The sequence below is a fragment of the Curtanaerobium respiraculi genome (genome assembly GCF_024609215.1).
Taxonomy (GTDB): Bacteria; Actinomycetota; Coriobacteriia; order Coriobacteriales; family Eggerthellaceae; genus Curtanaerobium; species Curtanaerobium respiraculi.
Genome location: NZ_JANIPD030000023.1, coordinates 1 through 16,068, shown reverse-complemented (window position 1 = coordinate 16,068; position 16,068 = coordinate 1). Strand labels below are relative to the sequence as shown.

At 61.8% G+C, this 16,068-nt stretch carries 15 protein-coding genes and 1 pseudogene; 2 read left to right on the top strand and 14 right to left on the bottom strand.

What is annotated here, in order from left to right; translation table 11 throughout:
- Window positions 1-3 precede the first annotated feature (3 nt).
- From NOV21_RS06545 to NOV21_RS06520, 7 genes and pseudogenes are all read right to left on the bottom strand, one after another.
- Window positions 4-507: an NADH-quinone oxidoreductase subunit B family protein gene (locus NOV21_RS06545; RefSeq protein ID WP_283170485.1), complete on the bottom strand. Its 504-nt coding sequence runs from the start codon at window positions 505-507 to the stop codon at window positions 4-6.
- Between the two features lie 12 nt (window positions 508-519).
- Window positions 520-1,395 carry a complex I subunit 1 family protein gene (locus tag NOV21_RS06540; RefSeq protein WP_283170486.1) on the bottom strand — a complete coding sequence of 292 codons (876 nt, stop codon included), beginning with the start codon at window positions 1,393-1,395 and terminating at the stop codon, window positions 520-522.
- Window positions 1,396-1,409: 14 nt separating this feature from the next.
- Window positions 1,410-3,341: an NADH-quinone oxidoreductase subunit 5 family protein gene (locus NOV21_RS06535; protein WP_283170487.1), complete on the bottom strand. Its 1,932-nt coding sequence runs from the start codon at window positions 3,339-3,341 to the stop codon at window positions 1,410-1,412.
- A gap of 235 nt (window positions 3,342-3,576) precedes the next feature.
- On the bottom strand, window positions 3,577-4,584 hold the full coding sequence (gap, locus tag NOV21_RS06530; protein ID WP_283170488.1) for a type I glyceraldehyde-3-phosphate dehydrogenase: 1,008 nt from the start codon (window positions 4,582-4,584) through the stop codon (window positions 3,577-3,579).
- A gap of 261 nt (window positions 4,585-4,845) precedes the next feature.
- Window positions 4,846-6,126, bottom strand: a complete 1,281-nt coding sequence (locus NOV21_RS06525) for a Fic family protein (protein ID WP_283170489.1) — start codon at window positions 6,124-6,126, stop codon at window positions 4,846-4,848.
- A 124-nt stretch (window positions 6,127-6,250) separates the two neighbouring features.
- Window positions 6,251-6,334 (bottom strand): annotated as a pseudogene (locus NOV21_RS11370) (topoisomerase DNA-binding C4 zinc finger domain-containing protein); the annotation flags it as partial.
- A 140-nt stretch (window positions 6,335-6,474) separates the two neighbouring features.
- Window positions 6,475-7,176, bottom strand: coding sequence for a zinc dependent phospholipase C family protein (locus NOV21_RS06520; protein ID WP_283170490.1), 702 nt, complete (start codon window positions 7,174-7,176; stop codon window positions 6,475-6,477).
- Window positions 7,177-7,284: 108 nt separating this feature from the next.
- On the opposite strand from NOV21_RS06520, the gene NOV21_RS06515 reads away from it, so the two are divergent.
- Window positions 7,285-8,193 (top strand): NAD(P)/FAD-dependent oxidoreductase, encoded by a 909-nt coding sequence (locus NOV21_RS06515; RefSeq protein WP_283170491.1) that lies wholly within the window; start codon window positions 7,285-7,287, stop codon window positions 8,191-8,193.
- 302 nt (window positions 8,194-8,495) lie between these two features.
- On the opposite strand, the gene NOV21_RS06510 is transcribed toward NOV21_RS06515, so the two are convergent.
- From NOV21_RS06510 to NOV21_RS06500, 3 genes are all read right to left on the bottom strand, one after another.
- Window positions 8,496-8,828: a glutaredoxin family protein gene (locus NOV21_RS06510; RefSeq protein ID WP_283170492.1), complete on the bottom strand. Its 333-nt coding sequence runs from the start codon at window positions 8,826-8,828 to the stop codon at window positions 8,496-8,498.
- Window positions 8,829-8,898: 70 nt separating this feature from the next.
- Complete coding sequence (locus NOV21_RS06505) at window positions 8,899-10,323, bottom strand: dicarboxylate/amino acid:cation symporter (protein ID WP_283170493.1); 1,425 nt, start codon at window positions 10,321-10,323, stop codon at window positions 8,899-8,901.
- 263 nt (window positions 10,324-10,586) lie between these two features.
- Window positions 10,587-11,207 (bottom strand): hypothetical protein, encoded by a 621-nt coding sequence (locus NOV21_RS06500; RefSeq protein WP_283170494.1) that lies wholly within the window; start codon window positions 11,205-11,207, stop codon window positions 10,587-10,589.
- A 199-nt stretch (window positions 11,208-11,406) separates the two neighbouring features.
- On the opposite strand from NOV21_RS06500, the gene pyrG reads away from it, so the two are divergent.
- A complete protein-coding gene (gene pyrG / locus NOV21_RS06495) occupies window positions 11,407-13,053 on the top strand; it encodes a CTP synthase (RefSeq protein WP_283170495.1) in 1,647 nt (548 codons plus the stop codon).
- Window positions 13,054-13,170: 117 nt separating this feature from the next.
- On the opposite strand, the gene NOV21_RS06490 is transcribed toward pyrG, so the two are convergent.
- The 4 genes from NOV21_RS06490 to NOV21_RS06475 all read right to left on the bottom strand — a co-directional run bounded on the left by NOV21_RS06490 (window position 13,171) and on the right by NOV21_RS06475 (window position 15,782).
- Complete coding sequence (locus NOV21_RS06490; protein WP_283170503.1) at window positions 13,171-13,509, bottom strand: P-II family nitrogen regulator; 339 nt, start codon at window positions 13,507-13,509, stop codon at window positions 13,171-13,173.
- 16 nt (window positions 13,510-13,525) lie between these two features.
- Complete coding sequence (locus tag NOV21_RS06485; protein WP_283170496.1) at window positions 13,526-14,797, bottom strand: ammonium transporter; 1,272 nt, start codon at window positions 14,795-14,797, stop codon at window positions 13,526-13,528.
- A gap of 439 nt (window positions 14,798-15,236) precedes the next feature.
- Entirely contained in the window at window positions 15,237-15,518 is a 282-nt protein-coding gene (locus NOV21_RS06480) for a type II toxin-antitoxin system YafQ family toxin (protein WP_283170497.1), read from the bottom strand.
- Complete coding sequence (locus NOV21_RS06475; protein ID WP_283170504.1) at window positions 15,519-15,782, bottom strand: type II toxin-antitoxin system RelB/DinJ family antitoxin; 264 nt, start codon at window positions 15,780-15,782, stop codon at window positions 15,519-15,521.
- Window positions 15,783-16,068: the final 286 nt, after the last annotated feature.

The following is a 16,068-nucleotide window of genomic DNA, read 5'->3' as shown; positions in this document are numbered from 1 at the left end:
GCTCTATGCCCCCTTCTCGATTTCTTCTTCAATAGGCGTTCCCCGCGTGATCTCGGGAAGCTTCGCGGGCGTGTATGTCCCGTTCTCGATTGCCTCCGCCTTCTCGTCCAGCACGCCGACCGCCTCGACCACGGCGTCGATGAGCGCCTCGGGCCTGACGGCGCAGCCGGGGGCGTAGACGTCGACGGGAATCGCCTTGTCGACGCCGCCGATCACGTTATAGCAGTCGTGGAACAGACCGCCGGTGCACGCGCAGCATCCGCAGGCTATCACGGCTTTCGGTTCTACCATCTGGCTGTAGATCTCGCGTATGACATGGATGTTCCGCTCGTTCACGCTGCCCGTCACCATGAAGATGTCGGCATGCTTGGGGTTGCCGGTGTTGACCACGCCGAAGCGCTCGGCGTCGAACCCGGGGCACAGTGTGGCCAGCACCTCGATGTCGCAACCGTTGCAGCTGCTGGCGTCGTAATGGATAACCCAGGGCGATTTGCTTGCAAAAGACATTCTCGGCCCTCCTTAGATGAACGCCAGGACGGTGATGTTGATGCCGCCCGCGATGAACGCGACCGCCCATGCCCATTTGAGCATCGCCTGCCACTTCACGCGCGCGAAGTTGTTGTCGATCCAGATCTCCAGGAACCATACGGCGAGCACGCACACGATGGCGACGGGGATGGACCAGCCGGCGGCGAACACGAAGAACATGCCCACCCAGCCGAGGAACATCACGTTCTCGCACCAGTGCATGATCTCCACCTTGGCGAGCGTGGGGCCGCTCATCTCGGTGGTAACGCCCTTCACGATGTCTTGATGGGCGTGATGCCCGCTGTCCGACAGGTCGAAGGGGCTCTTGCGCAGCTTGATGGTCAGGATGAAGATAAGGCCGAAGAGCACTCCCCATCCCCAGCAGATCAGCGGTTCGGGCTGGCTGAACAGGCCTGCGACGTTGAACGTGCCGGCGAGCACATACATCGCCACGCCCACCAGAAGCACCATCGGCTCATAGCTCATGACCTGGAGTGCCTCGCGGGCGGCGCCGACCTCCGCGTAGGGGCTGCGCGTGCTGTACGCGGCAAGGATGAAGAACAGGCTGCCCAGCGTGATGATGAACACGCACAGCAGGAAGTTCCCGCCGCTGAAGAACACACCGCCGGCGATGATCGCGAAGACGAGCGCCCACGTGACGTACGTCCCCTCGACGGTGTTGACGCTCTTGCGCTGCTTGCCCAGAAGCTTGCGCACATCCCAATAGGGCTGCAGCAGCTTCGGGCCGACGCGGCCCTGCATGCGCGCGCTGATGATGCGGTCGAGCCCCTGGAGGAAGCAGCCTATGATCGGGGCGGCGATCGCGAAGATGATCGAACCGATGATCGTGGTAATCAAAGTTTCCATGGTTCCGCCCCTTTCTAGAACAGCGCCGCGATCGCGGGAACGGACAGCATGAAGCACACGACAATCAGCACCGCACAGGAAATCTCGCCGATGGGCCTTAATTTAGCCTCGCCGAATACGCCCTCCATGTACCAGTTGCGGAAGGTCGCCTTGGTCGTGCCGGTAAGCGCGTTGCGGAATTCGCGCGCATCGTTGTCCATGCTTATGCCAGCAAGGTAGACGCTCGTGTGCCCGACATCGCCGCTCTTGCGGCCGAGGCCGGAGAAGAGCACGATGACGATGACGGCGGATAGTATGCTCGTGATGGCGAGTATGTCGTTGCCGAGCGTGCTGCAGGCGCCCGCGTAGATGGCGATGGCGTTCAGATACGGCAGGACGCAGACGTCGCTGATGATGGGCATGAACACGCAGGCGAGCACGATGAGCGCCGCCATGATGCCGAGCGAGATCCACTCGCTTGCATGGATGGTGCCTTCGACGTTCTCGGGGCTGCCCGCGATGCCGGCGAGCTTACCCAACCACTTCGCCCAGAAGAAGAAGGTGGCGGCGCTGCCGAAGGCGAGCAGGATGATGAACGCGACCTGATTCGTCTCGACCAGGGACACGAGCGTGGCCCACTTGCTGACGAGCATGCCGAACGGCGCGATGAACATGGCCATGATGCCGAGCATCATGAGACGCGCCAGCCGGGGCATGCGGTCGAACAGGAGGTCCATGTCTTCGATGTTGCGGCTGCCGATATGGTGCTCGGCCGTGCCGACGCACAGGAAGAGCAGGCTCTTCGCGAACGCGTGGAAGATCATCAGGAAGATGGCCGCCCACACGGCTTCCGCGGTGCCGACGCCGGCGCATGCGACGATCAGGCCGAGGTTGGCGATCGTGGAATAGGCGAGCACGCGCTTGGCGTTGCTCTGGCTGATCGCCATGAAGCTGGCGAGGCAGAACGTGATGCCGCCGACCAGGATGACCATCATGGAGGGGGCAAGGGAGACCGCGAACACGGGCGCGAGCTTGATGAGCAGGAAGACGCCCGCCTTCACCATCGTCGAGCTATGGAGCAAGGCGCTGGTGGGAGTTGGTGCGACCATGGCGCCCAGAAGCCAGGTGTGGAACGGCATCTGGGCAGCCTTGGTGAGCCCGGCGAACGCGAGGCAGGTGACGGGGAACATCACGAGGATGGGGCTGATCACGCCCATAGCGATGAAGTCCGCGAACGAGAGCGTGCCCATGGCGCCGCCCGCATAATACAGGGCGAAGACGAATCCGATGCCGCCCGCGATGTTCATGATGATCTGGCGGAAGGCATTGCGGATGGCCTCGTCGGTGCGCGTGTAAGCGATGAGCAGGAACGAGCAGACCGTGGTGACTTCCCAGCCGGTGAACAGCCAGATCATGTTATTGCTGAACGCGATGACGTACATGGCGGACAGGAACAGGAACATGATGGCGAAGAAGACGGGACGGCGATCTTTCGCGCCTTCAGGTTCATGGTCTTGGAAATCCTTCATGTAGCCCAGGGCGTACACGCAGATGCCGGTGCCCACGATGCCGATGATGAAGGCAAGTATGAGGGAAAGCTGGTCGAGGTAGAGGGAGTAGGCGACCTCCACGCCCGGAGCTATGGTGAGGTCGAAGATGAGCGCGGCGACAACCTGGACGATCGCCAGAAGCCCGGCCCACACGTTCTTGTACTTGACCGCGAAGCCGACGACGATGGCAGCGATCGCGACACCCACCACGGTGCAGATGATGTCCACCGCTTCCGAACTCGAGAGATAATAAACCGGTCCCGTGGATAGATTCGTCGCGCACAGCAACAGCGTCGCGGCGGCGATGATGGCCGAAGACGCGTACACGATGGCGTTGCGCCCACCGTCCGACTTGACGAACAGCAGCAATGCCGCGGCGACAAGCGGGAAGATGATCAAAAACATAATCACGTTCACGTGCTTCCCCTTCCTGAACTCTCCCAATAAAAAATGGCCTGCAGAGCCTCCGGCTACAATATCAAATATGCCCGCGTGAAAACAGCCTGATGGCAGCCGCCTTTGATCTGAGTCGGCGAGCGGTTATTAAGAAATCCTATATCTGGGGCGAACGGATGCGCTCTTCCCGCCAACGGAAAAAAGCCCGACTCCTTGGGGAGCCGGGCTTCCATACCGCTAGGGAATGCGTATCGCGTTACGCGAGTTCCGAGAAGTACTTGATGGTGCGGACCATCTGGTATGTGTAGGATGCCTCGTTGTCGTACCAGGCGACGACTTGCACCAGCGTGTTGCCGTCGTCCATGGGCACGCAGCTCGTCTGGGTTGCGTCGAAGATGGATCCGGCGGTGCTGTCGACGATGTCCGAGGACACGATCTGGTCGGTGTTGTACTCGAAGGACTCGGTCTCGGCGGCCTTCATGGCGGCGTTCACCTCTTCGGCGGTGACGGCACCCTTGACCGTGGCGATCAGTATCGTGGTGGAGCCGGTGGCCGTGGGAACGCGCTGGGCGGCGCCGATCAGCTTGCCGTCGAGCTCGGGAACGACCAGGCCGATGGCCTTGGCTGCGCCGGAGCTGGTGGGAACGATGTTCAGGGCGGCGGTGCGGCTGCGGCGCAGGTTGCCCTTGCGCTGCGGGCCGTCGACCAGCATCTGGTCGCCCGTGTAGGCGTGGATGGTCTGCATGATGCCGGCCTGGATGGGCGCGAAGTCGTTGAGGGCCTTGGCCATAGGCGCCAGGCAGTTGGTGGTGCAGGACGCGGCGGAGATGATCTGGTCGGTGGGCTTTAGGATGCCGTGGTTCACGTTGAAGACGACCGTCGGCAGGTCCTTGCCCGCGGGGGCGGAGATGACGACCTTGCGGGCGCCGGCGTCGATGTGCGCCATCGCCTTATCCTTCTTGGTGTAGAAGCCCGTGCATTCGAGGACGACATCGACGTTCAGCTCGCCCCAGGGGAGCTTGCCGGCATCGGGTTCCGCGAAGATGGGGATCTCCTTGCCGTCGACGATCATCTTGTCGTCGGTGGATTCCACGGTTTTGTCGTAGCGGCCGTGCATGGTGTCGTATTTCAACAGATAGGCGAGCATCTCGGGTTTGGTGAGGTCGTTGATGGCGACCACTTCGTATCCGTCGGCGTCGAACATCTGGCGGAATGCGAGGCGGCCGATGCGGCCGAACCCGTTGATTGCAACTTTTACTGCCATGTCAATCCTCCTGAACTTTCAGCAATGGTATTGATCCATCGGATTGATTGTACCCCAACGCATGCCATTTCTTTTGCCTATCTTGCAATCAGGGATTCGCCTGATGCGGATTGGAGATCGAGGGTTCCGTGGTCGTTTTCGGTCTTTATTATCTCACTTGCCTCAATCCGTCATGCAGAAATGCGATGCGATAGCAAGCCCTTTCCCGTCTGTGCAGATCTTTGCGCGTATCTCGGTATGCGGATTACATCGATGCCGCCGTTAGCCTTTCTTCTTCGCCAGGTTCTCCGGAACGGGCCGGACGGGTCTGGCGGCGCGGGTGTCGCCGACGGGGCTTGCCAGCCTGCGTTCGAAGAGGTTGAACTCGTCGATTACCTCGGGGACCTCGAATGCCCGGTTGCGCTTCTGCTTCTTGGCGGCCTTGGCGATGCCCGCATCCAGACAGCGCTGCACGGCGACGTTCATGGAGCTCACCGACCTCCCGGTGGCCGCTGCGGCAGACTTCACCGTGAAGAGCGGCATGCCAACCAGCTCGGGCAAAAGCACATCCAGCGCCGAGTTCGCCCTCACCGAGCCCAGCCGCTCGCGCCAAGAATCCTGCAAGTGCGCGGCCGCTTCCTCGAACTTAGCCGCCTCTTCGCACGCCTCAGCGCACGAGCCCGCGAAAAACGAAACCCACTCGTTGACGCCTTCCGCGGCGGCATCTCCCCCTCCGTCGACGCCGCGGAAGCCCGCGAGGCCGTCGACATAGGACTTCGCATGCGTCGCCAGCACCAGCGATATCGGCGGCACCAGGTTCGGAGCCAGCCCCCGCTTTCTCAGGACCAGGTGGATCAACGCGCGCCCGGTCCTGCCATTGCCGTCCATAAACGGGTGGATCGTCTCGAACTGCGCGTGGACGAGAGCCGCCTGCAGCACAGGTGAGGGCAGCTCGTCGTTGCAGTAGGCCGCCACGTCCTCCAGCAGATCCCCGACGGACTCGGGCGCGGGCGGGACATAGTCGGCCTCCAGGGGGTTGTAGGAGTTTCCGCCCACCCAGTTCTGTCGGTCGCGCACGACGCCGCCGAGGTCGGCTATGCGCGTGTCGGCGAGCAGCGTGCGGTGGATCCCCAGGATGGTGTCCACGGTCACAGGGCCGCCGCCGAGCGCCGTATCGAGCGCGTCCTGCATCGCGTGGATGTTGCCCACGACCTCGGCCGCGGCAGCATCCCCCCTGAACTCTCCTCCGCCGAGGTTCGCCTCCGCGCGCAACAGCCTGCGGGTCCCGATGGTCAACCCTTCGATATGGGACGATGACACGGCCTCGGCGCGCAGCAGCAGCCGAGCGAGGCCATCCGAGCTGTGCAGCGCCGCCACGCCGGCGTTCAGCTCGGCGATGGCGCGCTCGGCCCTCGCGACATCGCCCACGACGTCCGCCTCCAGCGCCGCGCTTAAATCGGCAAGCGGCGTTGGGACGTAGTACTCGTACTCGCCGCTCCGCCGCTCGCGGCGGCTGCGTCCCGCACCCTCGCTCGCCCAGTAAGCCTTATGAAAAGTCCCCATGGGGCACCTCCTTGTTCCGACTTATTATACAACTCGTAGCAAGACGATGTCTTAATCTCGCGGAAAGCATCGTTCGATGCAGACGGTGCGAAAGTAAGCGGCCGAATGCGATGCGATGGCATTCTTACCGCAAATAGCACGTGAACCTGCATTCGGGATAGTTGCTGCAACCCAGGAACCTGCCATACTTGCCGTTGCGCTCGACGAGCTCGCTACCGCATCATGTTTGCGAGTCTCTTCGCCGGAACGCGCGAGGAAGAAAAGCCGGATGTGCGTTCGAGGGGCCGTGCCAGCATGTTTTCGATCGGGGCGCCCAACTCCCTATCAGGCACGTCGGTAGGCGCAGGTTTACCCTTGCGGGCGTGCGCCCGGGGACTCCATGTCGCCGTTGAAGAAAGCGAAAAGGCCGCGTGCGATCAGCGCTTCGGCTGCTTCCCTCGACTGCTCGAGAAGCTCTTCGGTCAGAAACGCGTACACGTGGTCGCTCGCGGGCCCGATCGAACCGGCCGCCTCTACGATCCCGCCCATCACGTCCGCCATCGCGCGGACATCGGGCTCGTCGATCCGATACTGGGGGAACGCCGCGCATTCCCTCAGCACCATCGGCGAAACCTGTGGAATGGACGAGATGCCCAGGCGCTTGCCGTACGCATCGTAATCGTTCTGCTTCTTTATCCGGATCTCGTCGCTCGGCTTCATTCCGCGCCGTGCGAGGAACTCGTTGAAAGCATGGTTGTAGGCGAAGTCGGCCGCGAGGTGCGCCCATGCACCCAGCACCAAGTCATCGGCTTTTCGCCGCTCGGCGATCGGAGGCAATGCGTATTCATTCCAGAACTCCCAGTAATGGGGCTCGGGGAGGGGTCCCGGCTCGGTGAAATGCGTTATGCGGTACGGGATGAGGTGCGAGCAGTTGGGCACCATGTATCCGACGTACAGATCGGGCAGGCAGTTCCCCAAAAGGAACGCATCCGGATCGCGCACTTCCCCGCCCAAAGACGGATCGCGGAGCACCGCTTCGGCATGGTGGATATGTATGTTCCAGCTCGGCATGAACGTAACATAGCACTCCCGCGCAGGTTTCCCCTTTTTCCTTTGACAACATCACGGCGTCCCCCTACCCTTTTCACGCATGATGCACTTTACCGAAGGGAGCAACGAATGTACGACATCCTCATCATCGGAGCGGGTCCCGCGGGCGTCAGCGCGGCCGTATACGCGGCAAGCCGTGGGCGCACGGTCCTTCTGATCGAGAAATCCAAAGTAGGCGGATTGGTGGGCAACGTCTCCTCCGTGACGCACTACGCCTCGGTCGACGGCGATGAGACCGGCGCCTCCTTCGCCGAAAAGCTGTCCGACCAGCTCACCCGCTACCCCACCATCGAAACCGTATTCGGAACGGTTGAGTCGGTCGATATGGAGGGCGATATCAAACGCGTCATCGCCGATACCGGCGCATACGAGGGGAAACGCCTCATCATCGCCGCAGGTTGCGCGCCGCGCAAGCTGCACGTTCCCAACGAAGACCGTCTGGCCGGCCACGGCGTCGACCTCAACGCACCGCGCGATGCGGAACGTTACCGCGGCAAGAACATCTATGTGGTCGGTGGCGCTGACGGCGCCATCAAAGAGGCGCTGTACCTGGCAGATTTCGCCAAGAAGCTCACGATCATCCATTGGGAGGATCAGATCGGCTGCATCGCGGAATTCAAGGACCGCCTGGCGCAACTCGGCAACGTGGAATACCGCCTGCATGCGCGCCTTGCCGCCGTCGACGGAGCGGATGAGGTCGAAAGCCTCGTGCTGCGCGACGAGCACACCGGCGACGAGGAGACGATCGCCGATCCCGGGTGCGGCATATTCATCTACGCGGGGACGGTGCCCAACACCCAGGGTCTCGAAGCACTGGGGCTGCAGGACGGCTTCATCCCGGTGAACGAGAAGATGGAAACCACCATCGCGGGCGTGTACGCGGCGGGCGATATCCGCGCCAAGCAGGTGCGGCAGGCATCGACTGCCGTTTCCGATGGCACGATCGCCGCGATCAACGCTTCGGCGAGCTTGAAGTAAGCGCCCCCTCCGCTCTTTCCAATGCAACGCGTCTCGGCCGAGGAGGCCCCCGGCGATTTCAAAACCGGGGGTCTCCTCCCCGTCTCGGCACTCGGTTGCATCGCGGTGGGGCCGGGCATCGCCGCTATGGTTGCCCTCGTGGGGATCAAAGCGCGCAAACCACCGCGCGATCCGATGGCTGCCCTATGCCGCATTTGCCTCGACCTCGTACACGGCAAATCGATGCATGCTTCCCGCCGCGCGGAAGCGTTTCATGGCCATACGGAACGGAGGACGGAAACCGCGCTGCGATCGGAATGCGGCTACAGCGAGCAGACGCCTCCGGAGCACCCGCCGCTGCCGATATCCTGCCCGTCGATGTAGGCCCGGGCCTCATCCGCCTTGCCGAACAGCTGCCCCAGGTATTTGATGATGTCGACGGACTCGAGCATCGGCTCGCCGTCGATCATCAGGCAGGGAACCTGGTCGGTTCCGGCTGCGGCGTAGATGGTGTCGATGGCGGAATGGTCGACATCGATGTCGACCACGGGGATTTGGATGCCCGCCTGCTCCATGAACGACAGCACCTCGTGGCAATAGGGGCACCAGGCGGCCTTGTAAAGCGTCAATCCGGGTATATCCTTCACGCTATCCATAACGTTCCTTTCGGATCAAATTGTGTCGCCGCGCATCATATCAGGTGAGAGGCGGATTCAAAGTTGCAGGTCAGTGACGCTTTGCAACGACGGGCTCGTCGATGTCGGCGAAGCGGTCGGGCTCGCCCTGCTCCAGAACCTCATCGGGGTCCCCCTCCGCCGCGTAATCGTCGTACACGACGGGATCGAGGGGCTCGTCGAGATCGTCGACGCTCACCGCGCTGAAATCGGCGTTATGGAACACGCTCTTGTCGAGCATGCCCACGGCGCTGCCCATCACCGTGGTGACGACGGCGTCGCCCGTGATGTTGATGGCGGTGCGCCCCATGTCGAGGATGCGATCGATGCCCATGATCATGGCAACGCCCTCGGCGGGCAGCCCGATGGAGTTGAAGACCATCGCCAGCATGATGGTGCCCACGCCCGGTACGCCCGCGGTGCCGATGGAGGCGGTGACGGCCGTGACGATGACCGTGAGCAGGGCAGTCGTGGAAAGGTCGATGCCGAACGCCTGCGCGATGAACACGACGGCGGCGCCCTGCATGATAGCCGTGCCGTCCATGTTGATGGTGGCGCCCAGCGGAATCGTGAAGCTGGTGACGCGCTCGTCCACGCCGATCTTCTTACTCAACGTTTCCATGTTCAGGGGGATCGTGGCGTTCGACGAGCTCGTGGAGAAGGCGAACACCATGACGGGCCAGAACTTGTGCAGGAAGCGCAGGGGGTTCAAGCGCGCGCCGATGACGAGGATGAGCATGTACACCACCAGCAGCTGCACCGCGAGTCCTAGGTACACGGTGCCGATGAACTTCAGCATGGGCAGGATGCCCTCGATGCCGAGGTTGCAGAACGTGCGAGCGATGAGGCAGAAGATGCCGATGGGGGCGATGCGCAGGAAGTAGCCTATCATCTTCATCATGATGGCGTTGAACTGCGCGAAGAAGCGGTTGACCGTGCCGACCTTCTTGCCCAAGTGCCCCAGGAGGAAACCCAGCACCAATGCGAAGAAGATGATGGGCAGCATATCGCCCGACGCCATGCTTGCGAAAATGTTCTTCGGAACGATGTTCACGAGCATGTCGCGCATGGTCTGGTCGGTGGTAGTCGCCGAGGGCGCTTGGGAGACGACCTTGCTCATGTCGAGCCCGACGCCCGGTTGGCACAGCTGGGCCAAGAATATGGCGATGACGACGGCGAGCGCGGTGGTGACCAGGTACATCGCGATGGTGCCGATGCCGACCTTGCCCAACATCTTGGGATCGCTCATCGAGGCGGCGCCGCAGACGATGGAGCAGAACACCAGGGGGATGACCATCATCTGCATGATGCGCACGAACCATTGCCCGAAGACGTAGCAGACGCCTTCGATAAGGATGTCGTATGCCATGGTCTCGCGCGGGAGCATGGCGTTGCAGACGAGCCCTGCGGCGACGCCGAGGGCGAGCGACAGGAGGATCCAGGTGGTGAGGTTGAACTTATTCGATTCGGTAGACACCTTCGGGCCTTTCTGGGATGCGTTGCTAAAACGCGAGGGGGCGCAGGACGAGCTGCTTTCCCCGCACGGCAGAATCGTATGCCGATTTCGGCAGACGCAGGCTATTTTATCCTAAACGGGGCCATGGTGCCCTCATTTGCCCGAAGTGGAAGAGCGAAAAGCGGAAAAGGCGCTGACGAAAGCGCCGAGGTGCCCGCCGCCCCGAACGCGCCACGCCCCGCACCGGGCTACAGCGCGGCCCCCTGACGATGCCCGATCCGTCGTTAGAGCGCCGATCCTTCGGCGATGGCGGGGATCACCGCGTTCTCCAAAACGCTCAAATCGTAGCCGGAGCCGGCGGATTTGCCGAACGTGATCTGATAGAGGCCCTCGCTGTTCATGAAGACGTACTGATGGTTCTCGGAGATGATGTTTTCGTATCCCTCCCCCTCGAACAGGCATTTGACGGCCACATGTCCCGCGACGGACGATTCCTCCAGGGAAACCTGGATGTTTTGGGTGCTGAAAAGGTCCTGCATGGTTTTCGCCATGGCCTCGTAGTTGTCGTACTCGTCATGCGACGGCGCGTTGTCGATCAGAACGCGCGTGAGCGTGATGCGCACCGCCTTATCCTCGTCGACCAGGTAGTGCTCGACCGCATCCGCCTTCATCTTGTCGGCTTCCTCATGCCGCCATGACGACGAGATGGGAATGCGGAGCGAGCCGAACTGGGCCGTTGCGTCGGTCTCAACGACGGTGTTCTCGAGCGGGATGTCTTTGGGGACATAGGCTTTAGCGTCCGAGCCGGAAGGGCCGCTGCAACCCGCGATGACGGAACAGCAAAGCATGAGGCCGAGGGCGAGGGCGAATGCAACGCTCCCCCGTTTGAGTGTAGTGATGTTCAAATCATATCCCCCTTGCAGACATCTCCCCGTACAAGTTAGGGATTGTACCATGGAGCGCAGATCCGTCCGGAGGCCGACGGGGAACCCGCCGTCCGGACCGAACGACGGGATGCGGATTCGAGCGATATTGTAACGAGCACGAAACCGCGGGGCGATATAATGGAATCCCGTAAGAGCGAGCAACTTGCGGGAGGTTCACATGGCAAAGCACATCTTCGTCACCGGCGGCGTCGTCTCATCGTTGGGCAAGGGCATCACGGCTGCATCGCTGGGGCGCCTCCTGAAGGCCCGCGGCTACAAGGTGACCATGCAGAAGGCGGATCCGTACCTGAACGTGGATCCGGGGACGATGAGCCCCTTCCAGCACGGCGAGGTGTTCGTGACCGAGGACGGCTACGAGTCCGACCTGGACCTGGGCCATTACGAGCGCTTCATCGACGAGAACCTTTCACGGAATTCCAACTTCACCACGGGCGCGATCTACCGGGACCTCATCGCGCGCGAGCGGCGCGGCGACTTCCTCGGCGGCACGGTCCAGGTCATCCCCCACGTCACGAACGCCATCAAGGAGCGTTTCGCGGGCATCGAGGAGCAATCGGGCGCAGACGTGGTGATAACCGAGCTGGGCGGCACGATCGGCGACATCGAGGGCCAGCCCTTCGTGGAGGCCATGCGCCAGTTCCGGAAGGAGAGGGATCGGGCCGACACGGTAGTGATCCACGTGAGCCTGGTCCCCTACATCGCCGCCGCCCACGAGCTGAAGACCAAGCCCACGCAGCATTCCGTGAAGGAGCTGCGGTCCATGGGCATCCAGCCCGACTTCATCGTCTGCCGCGGCGACCGCTCGATCGACGAGGGGGTCCGCGCGAAAATCGCCATGTTCTGCGATGTGGATCCCAGCTGCGTCTTCGAGAACGCCGACTGCCCCTCGATATACGACGTGCCGGCGCACCTCGCAGCGCAGGACCTCGACGCGAAGGTGCTCGAGAGGCTCGGGCTTCCCCTGCGCGAAAGCGACATGAGCGCCTGGGATTCGTTCACAGCCTCCATGCACCGCGCCGACGAGCGTTGCGACGCGACCCGCATCAAGGTCGTCGGAAAGTACACGCAGCTGCCCGACGCGTACCTTTCCGTGATCGAGGCCATCCACCATGCGGGGGTGTTCTTCGGCCGTCACGTGGATATCGAGCTGGTCGACGGCGAGAACCTCGACGAGGGCATCGCCGAGGAGGCGCTCGGGGGCGCCGACGGCATTCTGGTGCCGGGCGGCTTCGGATTGCGCGGCATCGAAGGCAAGATCCTCGCGGCGAAGCTCGCACGCCTGCGGAAAACCCCCTACTTGGGTATTTGCTTGGGGCTGCAGGTCGCGGTGTGCGAGTTCGCGCGGAGCGTTGCGGGGATCGACGGCGCCACCTCGTCGGAATTCGAGCCCGATGCGGCGAATCCCGTCATTGACCTGATGCCCGAGCAGGTCGGCGTTTCCGGCAAGGGCGCCTCGATGCGCCTGGGGGCATATCCCTGCAAGATCGCTTGCGGAACCCTGGCCCGGGAGGCGTACGGCGAGGATTCGGTGCTGGAGCGCCACCGTCACCGCTACGAGGTGAACAACGGATACCGCGCCGCCTTGGCGGAGGCCGGGTTGACGATATCCGGGGCCTCCCCCGACGGAAGCCTGGTGGAGATGGTCGAGCTGCCGGAAAGCGCGCACCCATGGTTCGTCGCCACCCAGGCGCACCCGGAGTTCAAAAGCCGTCCAACCCGCCCGGCACCGCTCTTCCGCGAATTCGTCCGAGCGGCGATCGCCCACCACGAGGGATGCGAGCGACGCCTGGTCGAACCGAACTGAGGGGAATAGATCCCTTGCCTGCCGGCTTCAGCCGTCGCTCCTATATCGTACGGCTTTCCCACCTACCCGCGACGCGCACCGGATGGGAGGTCGCTGTCATGGGCGGATCCCCCAGCGCTACAGCGCAGCCGAATCCCGCTCCCCGGTGCGGATGCGCACGACCTGCTCAACAGGGGTGACGAAGATTTTCCCGTCCCCCACCTCGCCCGTGCGGCAAACCTCCACGATAAGCGCTATTGCCTCTTCGACCAGGCTGTCCTCAACGACGAACTCGCAGCAGAGCTTCGGCTGCATGTTCATCGCGATCTCCGTTCCGCGGTAGTATTCCTTCCAGCCGTTTTGCTTGCCGCAACCATGCACCGCGCTCACCGTCATGCCGCCGATATCCGATTCCGAGATCCTTTCCTCGAGGTCCTCGAGGAAATCCGGCCTTATGATCGCCTGCACCTTCTTCATTCCCACACCTCTGTTCCTAATCCATTCCGTCAAATGCGGGATATGCGTCCTCGCCGTGCACCGTTACGTCGAGCCCGCGCCCCTCGTCGTGCCCATCCACACGCAGGCTGCCTCCGAAGCATGCGCGCACGGCCAGGCCGATAGCCAACGTCGCGACGATGACGAATGCTACGGTCACCAGTATACCCAGGCACTGAGCGAGCAGCAGGCTCGGATCGCCCGTGTAGAGCAGGCCGCCCTCCCCTGTCCAGGAAAGCTCGGGAACGCAGAAGAGACCGGTCATAACCCCGCCGAACACGCCGCCCACACCATGCAGCCCGAACGCATCAAGTGCGTCGTCGTAACCAAGGCGCAGCTTCAGCTTCGCTATGGCGAAGTAACACACCGGGCAGACCGCCGCTCCCATGAGCATAGCCGGTCCCGCGGTAACGAACCCTGCCGCTGGCGTGATGGCCACAAGTCCCGCGACGAGTCCCGTGCACGCACCGACAAGCGTGACATGCCCCGTCACCACCTTGTCGCAGACCATCCAACTCAAAAGGCCTGCGCATGACGCCGCTACCGTATTGGAAATAGCAAGCGCGGCAACCCCGTCGTCGAGAGAGAAGGCCGAACCGCCGTTGAAGCCCATCCAGCCGAACCAGAGAAAAGCCGCGCCGATGGCGACGAGCGGGGTGCTGTGGGCGCGGTACGAGGCGTTACCGTAACCCCGCCTCTTTCCCGCGAGGAGAGCGAGCACGAGGCCTGCTGTTCCCGACGAGATGTGAACCACGTCTCCTCCCGCGAAGTCGAGGGCGCCTATGGTCTCGCCTATGAGCCCGCCGCCCCACACCATATGCGCAAGCGGGCCGTACACGAGCGCTACCCATGCAGCTATGAAGGCAGCGAACGCTCCGAACTTGATGCGCCCGGATACCGATCCAACGATGATGCCCACCGTGATCATGCAGAACGCTCCTTGGAAGACCGAGAACGCCATATCGGGGAGCCCGTCTTCGATGCTTCCCTGCGCAAGCATATCGGTCCCGGAGAGCATGAGCTGTGAAAGGCCGCCAACGAACTGCCGGGCAAGACCGCCTTGGTCGCCGTCGGACCCGTCGAAGGCAATAGAATACCCGAACGCGACCCATACGACTCCCGCCACCCCCAACGACAGCAGCACCATGGCTATGGTGTTGCCGACGTTCTTCTTCCTGCTCAACCCCCCGTAGAAGAGGGCTATGCCCGGGGTCATGACGAGAACCATGGCGGCGCTCAGCAGTGTGAACGCGGTAAGCGCAGTGTCCATGCGACCAGCCTCCTGCAATCGAGTACCATTTTCGCAGACTATGTTCGCACGCAATTCTTTCCAAACGGTTAACTTCGCCCTGAAAATAACCCCGTCATGGAAAATGGAACTGATTGCTCGCATCGACGCAGATAAGAGCTTGTCTAGGGGCGTTTCCCCTCGTCTCCGAGGGAGGTGCGCTCCATATTTTGAAAAGATTGTCAACGGGGGGCAAAGCAGCCCGAGAACTGATTTTACGAGTTGCGACATTATGGTGGGCGTTACGAGATTTGCGACGCGAATCTCGTCCCGTGGGAAACTTGTGGCCTCTTCCGTGTCAGCAGCTGCGTATAAGCGCGTTTAACTGTGCTAAAAACTCATTGTATATCTAATCAGCTTGATTGCATGTTCGTCGGCTTGCTTCGCACGCATGCCGACGCTTCACTGTCTCCGACGAGAGCTACCTCATGAAGAGATCCGAGTGCGTACCGGTACGAGATGCAGTCAATATGAGCTTCTCCCCATCGACTGCGTAGACAATGAGCCAATCAGGACGAATATGGCACTCGCGGAAGCCAGAATAGCTGCCCGCGAGCGCATGGTCGCGCTTCTCCTCAGACAGCGTTTTCTGCGCACAAAGGTCATCGATGACCGCCTGAAGCTCCGATGTGTCGAATCCGCGCTTTTTTATTCTCCTGTAGTCCTTCTTGAACTGCGCAGTGGTCGCAAGCCTTAGAGCCATCTACTTCGCCTCGGCATCGAGAGCCGAAAAGAGCTCCGCCGCAGAGTCGTAAACCGGCACCTCGATCTTGCCTGCCATGATGTCGCGTGCCTCGCGCATAGCGGTCTCAGTTGTGGCGTTATAGCGGGGCTGACGCACCTCGAAGGGTAGACCGCCCTCCATAACAGACTTGTGCAGGAAGACGTTGATCGCCTCCGTAAGCGTCATTCCAAGGCTAGCGAAAATGGACTCGGCATCAGACTTAACGGCAGGATCCACGCGCATGTTTATAGTCGCCGACTTTGGCAATTGAATACACCTCCCAAAATTGCTTTAATTGTATATGCATTGTATCACTATTGCATTACGTATATAGCATTGATTCGAATAGTCATCTGAATATCTACATTGGTCGCAATCGCGAGGTTACCGTAACTTTCGGGCTATAGGCCAAAACGTGTTGATGGCTAATCCCAATCGGTGCGCCACTTGGCCGAGTGGTGGAGCTCCGACCAGACCAGCCCGTCGCCCCATTGCGCAGGCCCCTCCTTCTTCTGCGGCTCGAAGGCCG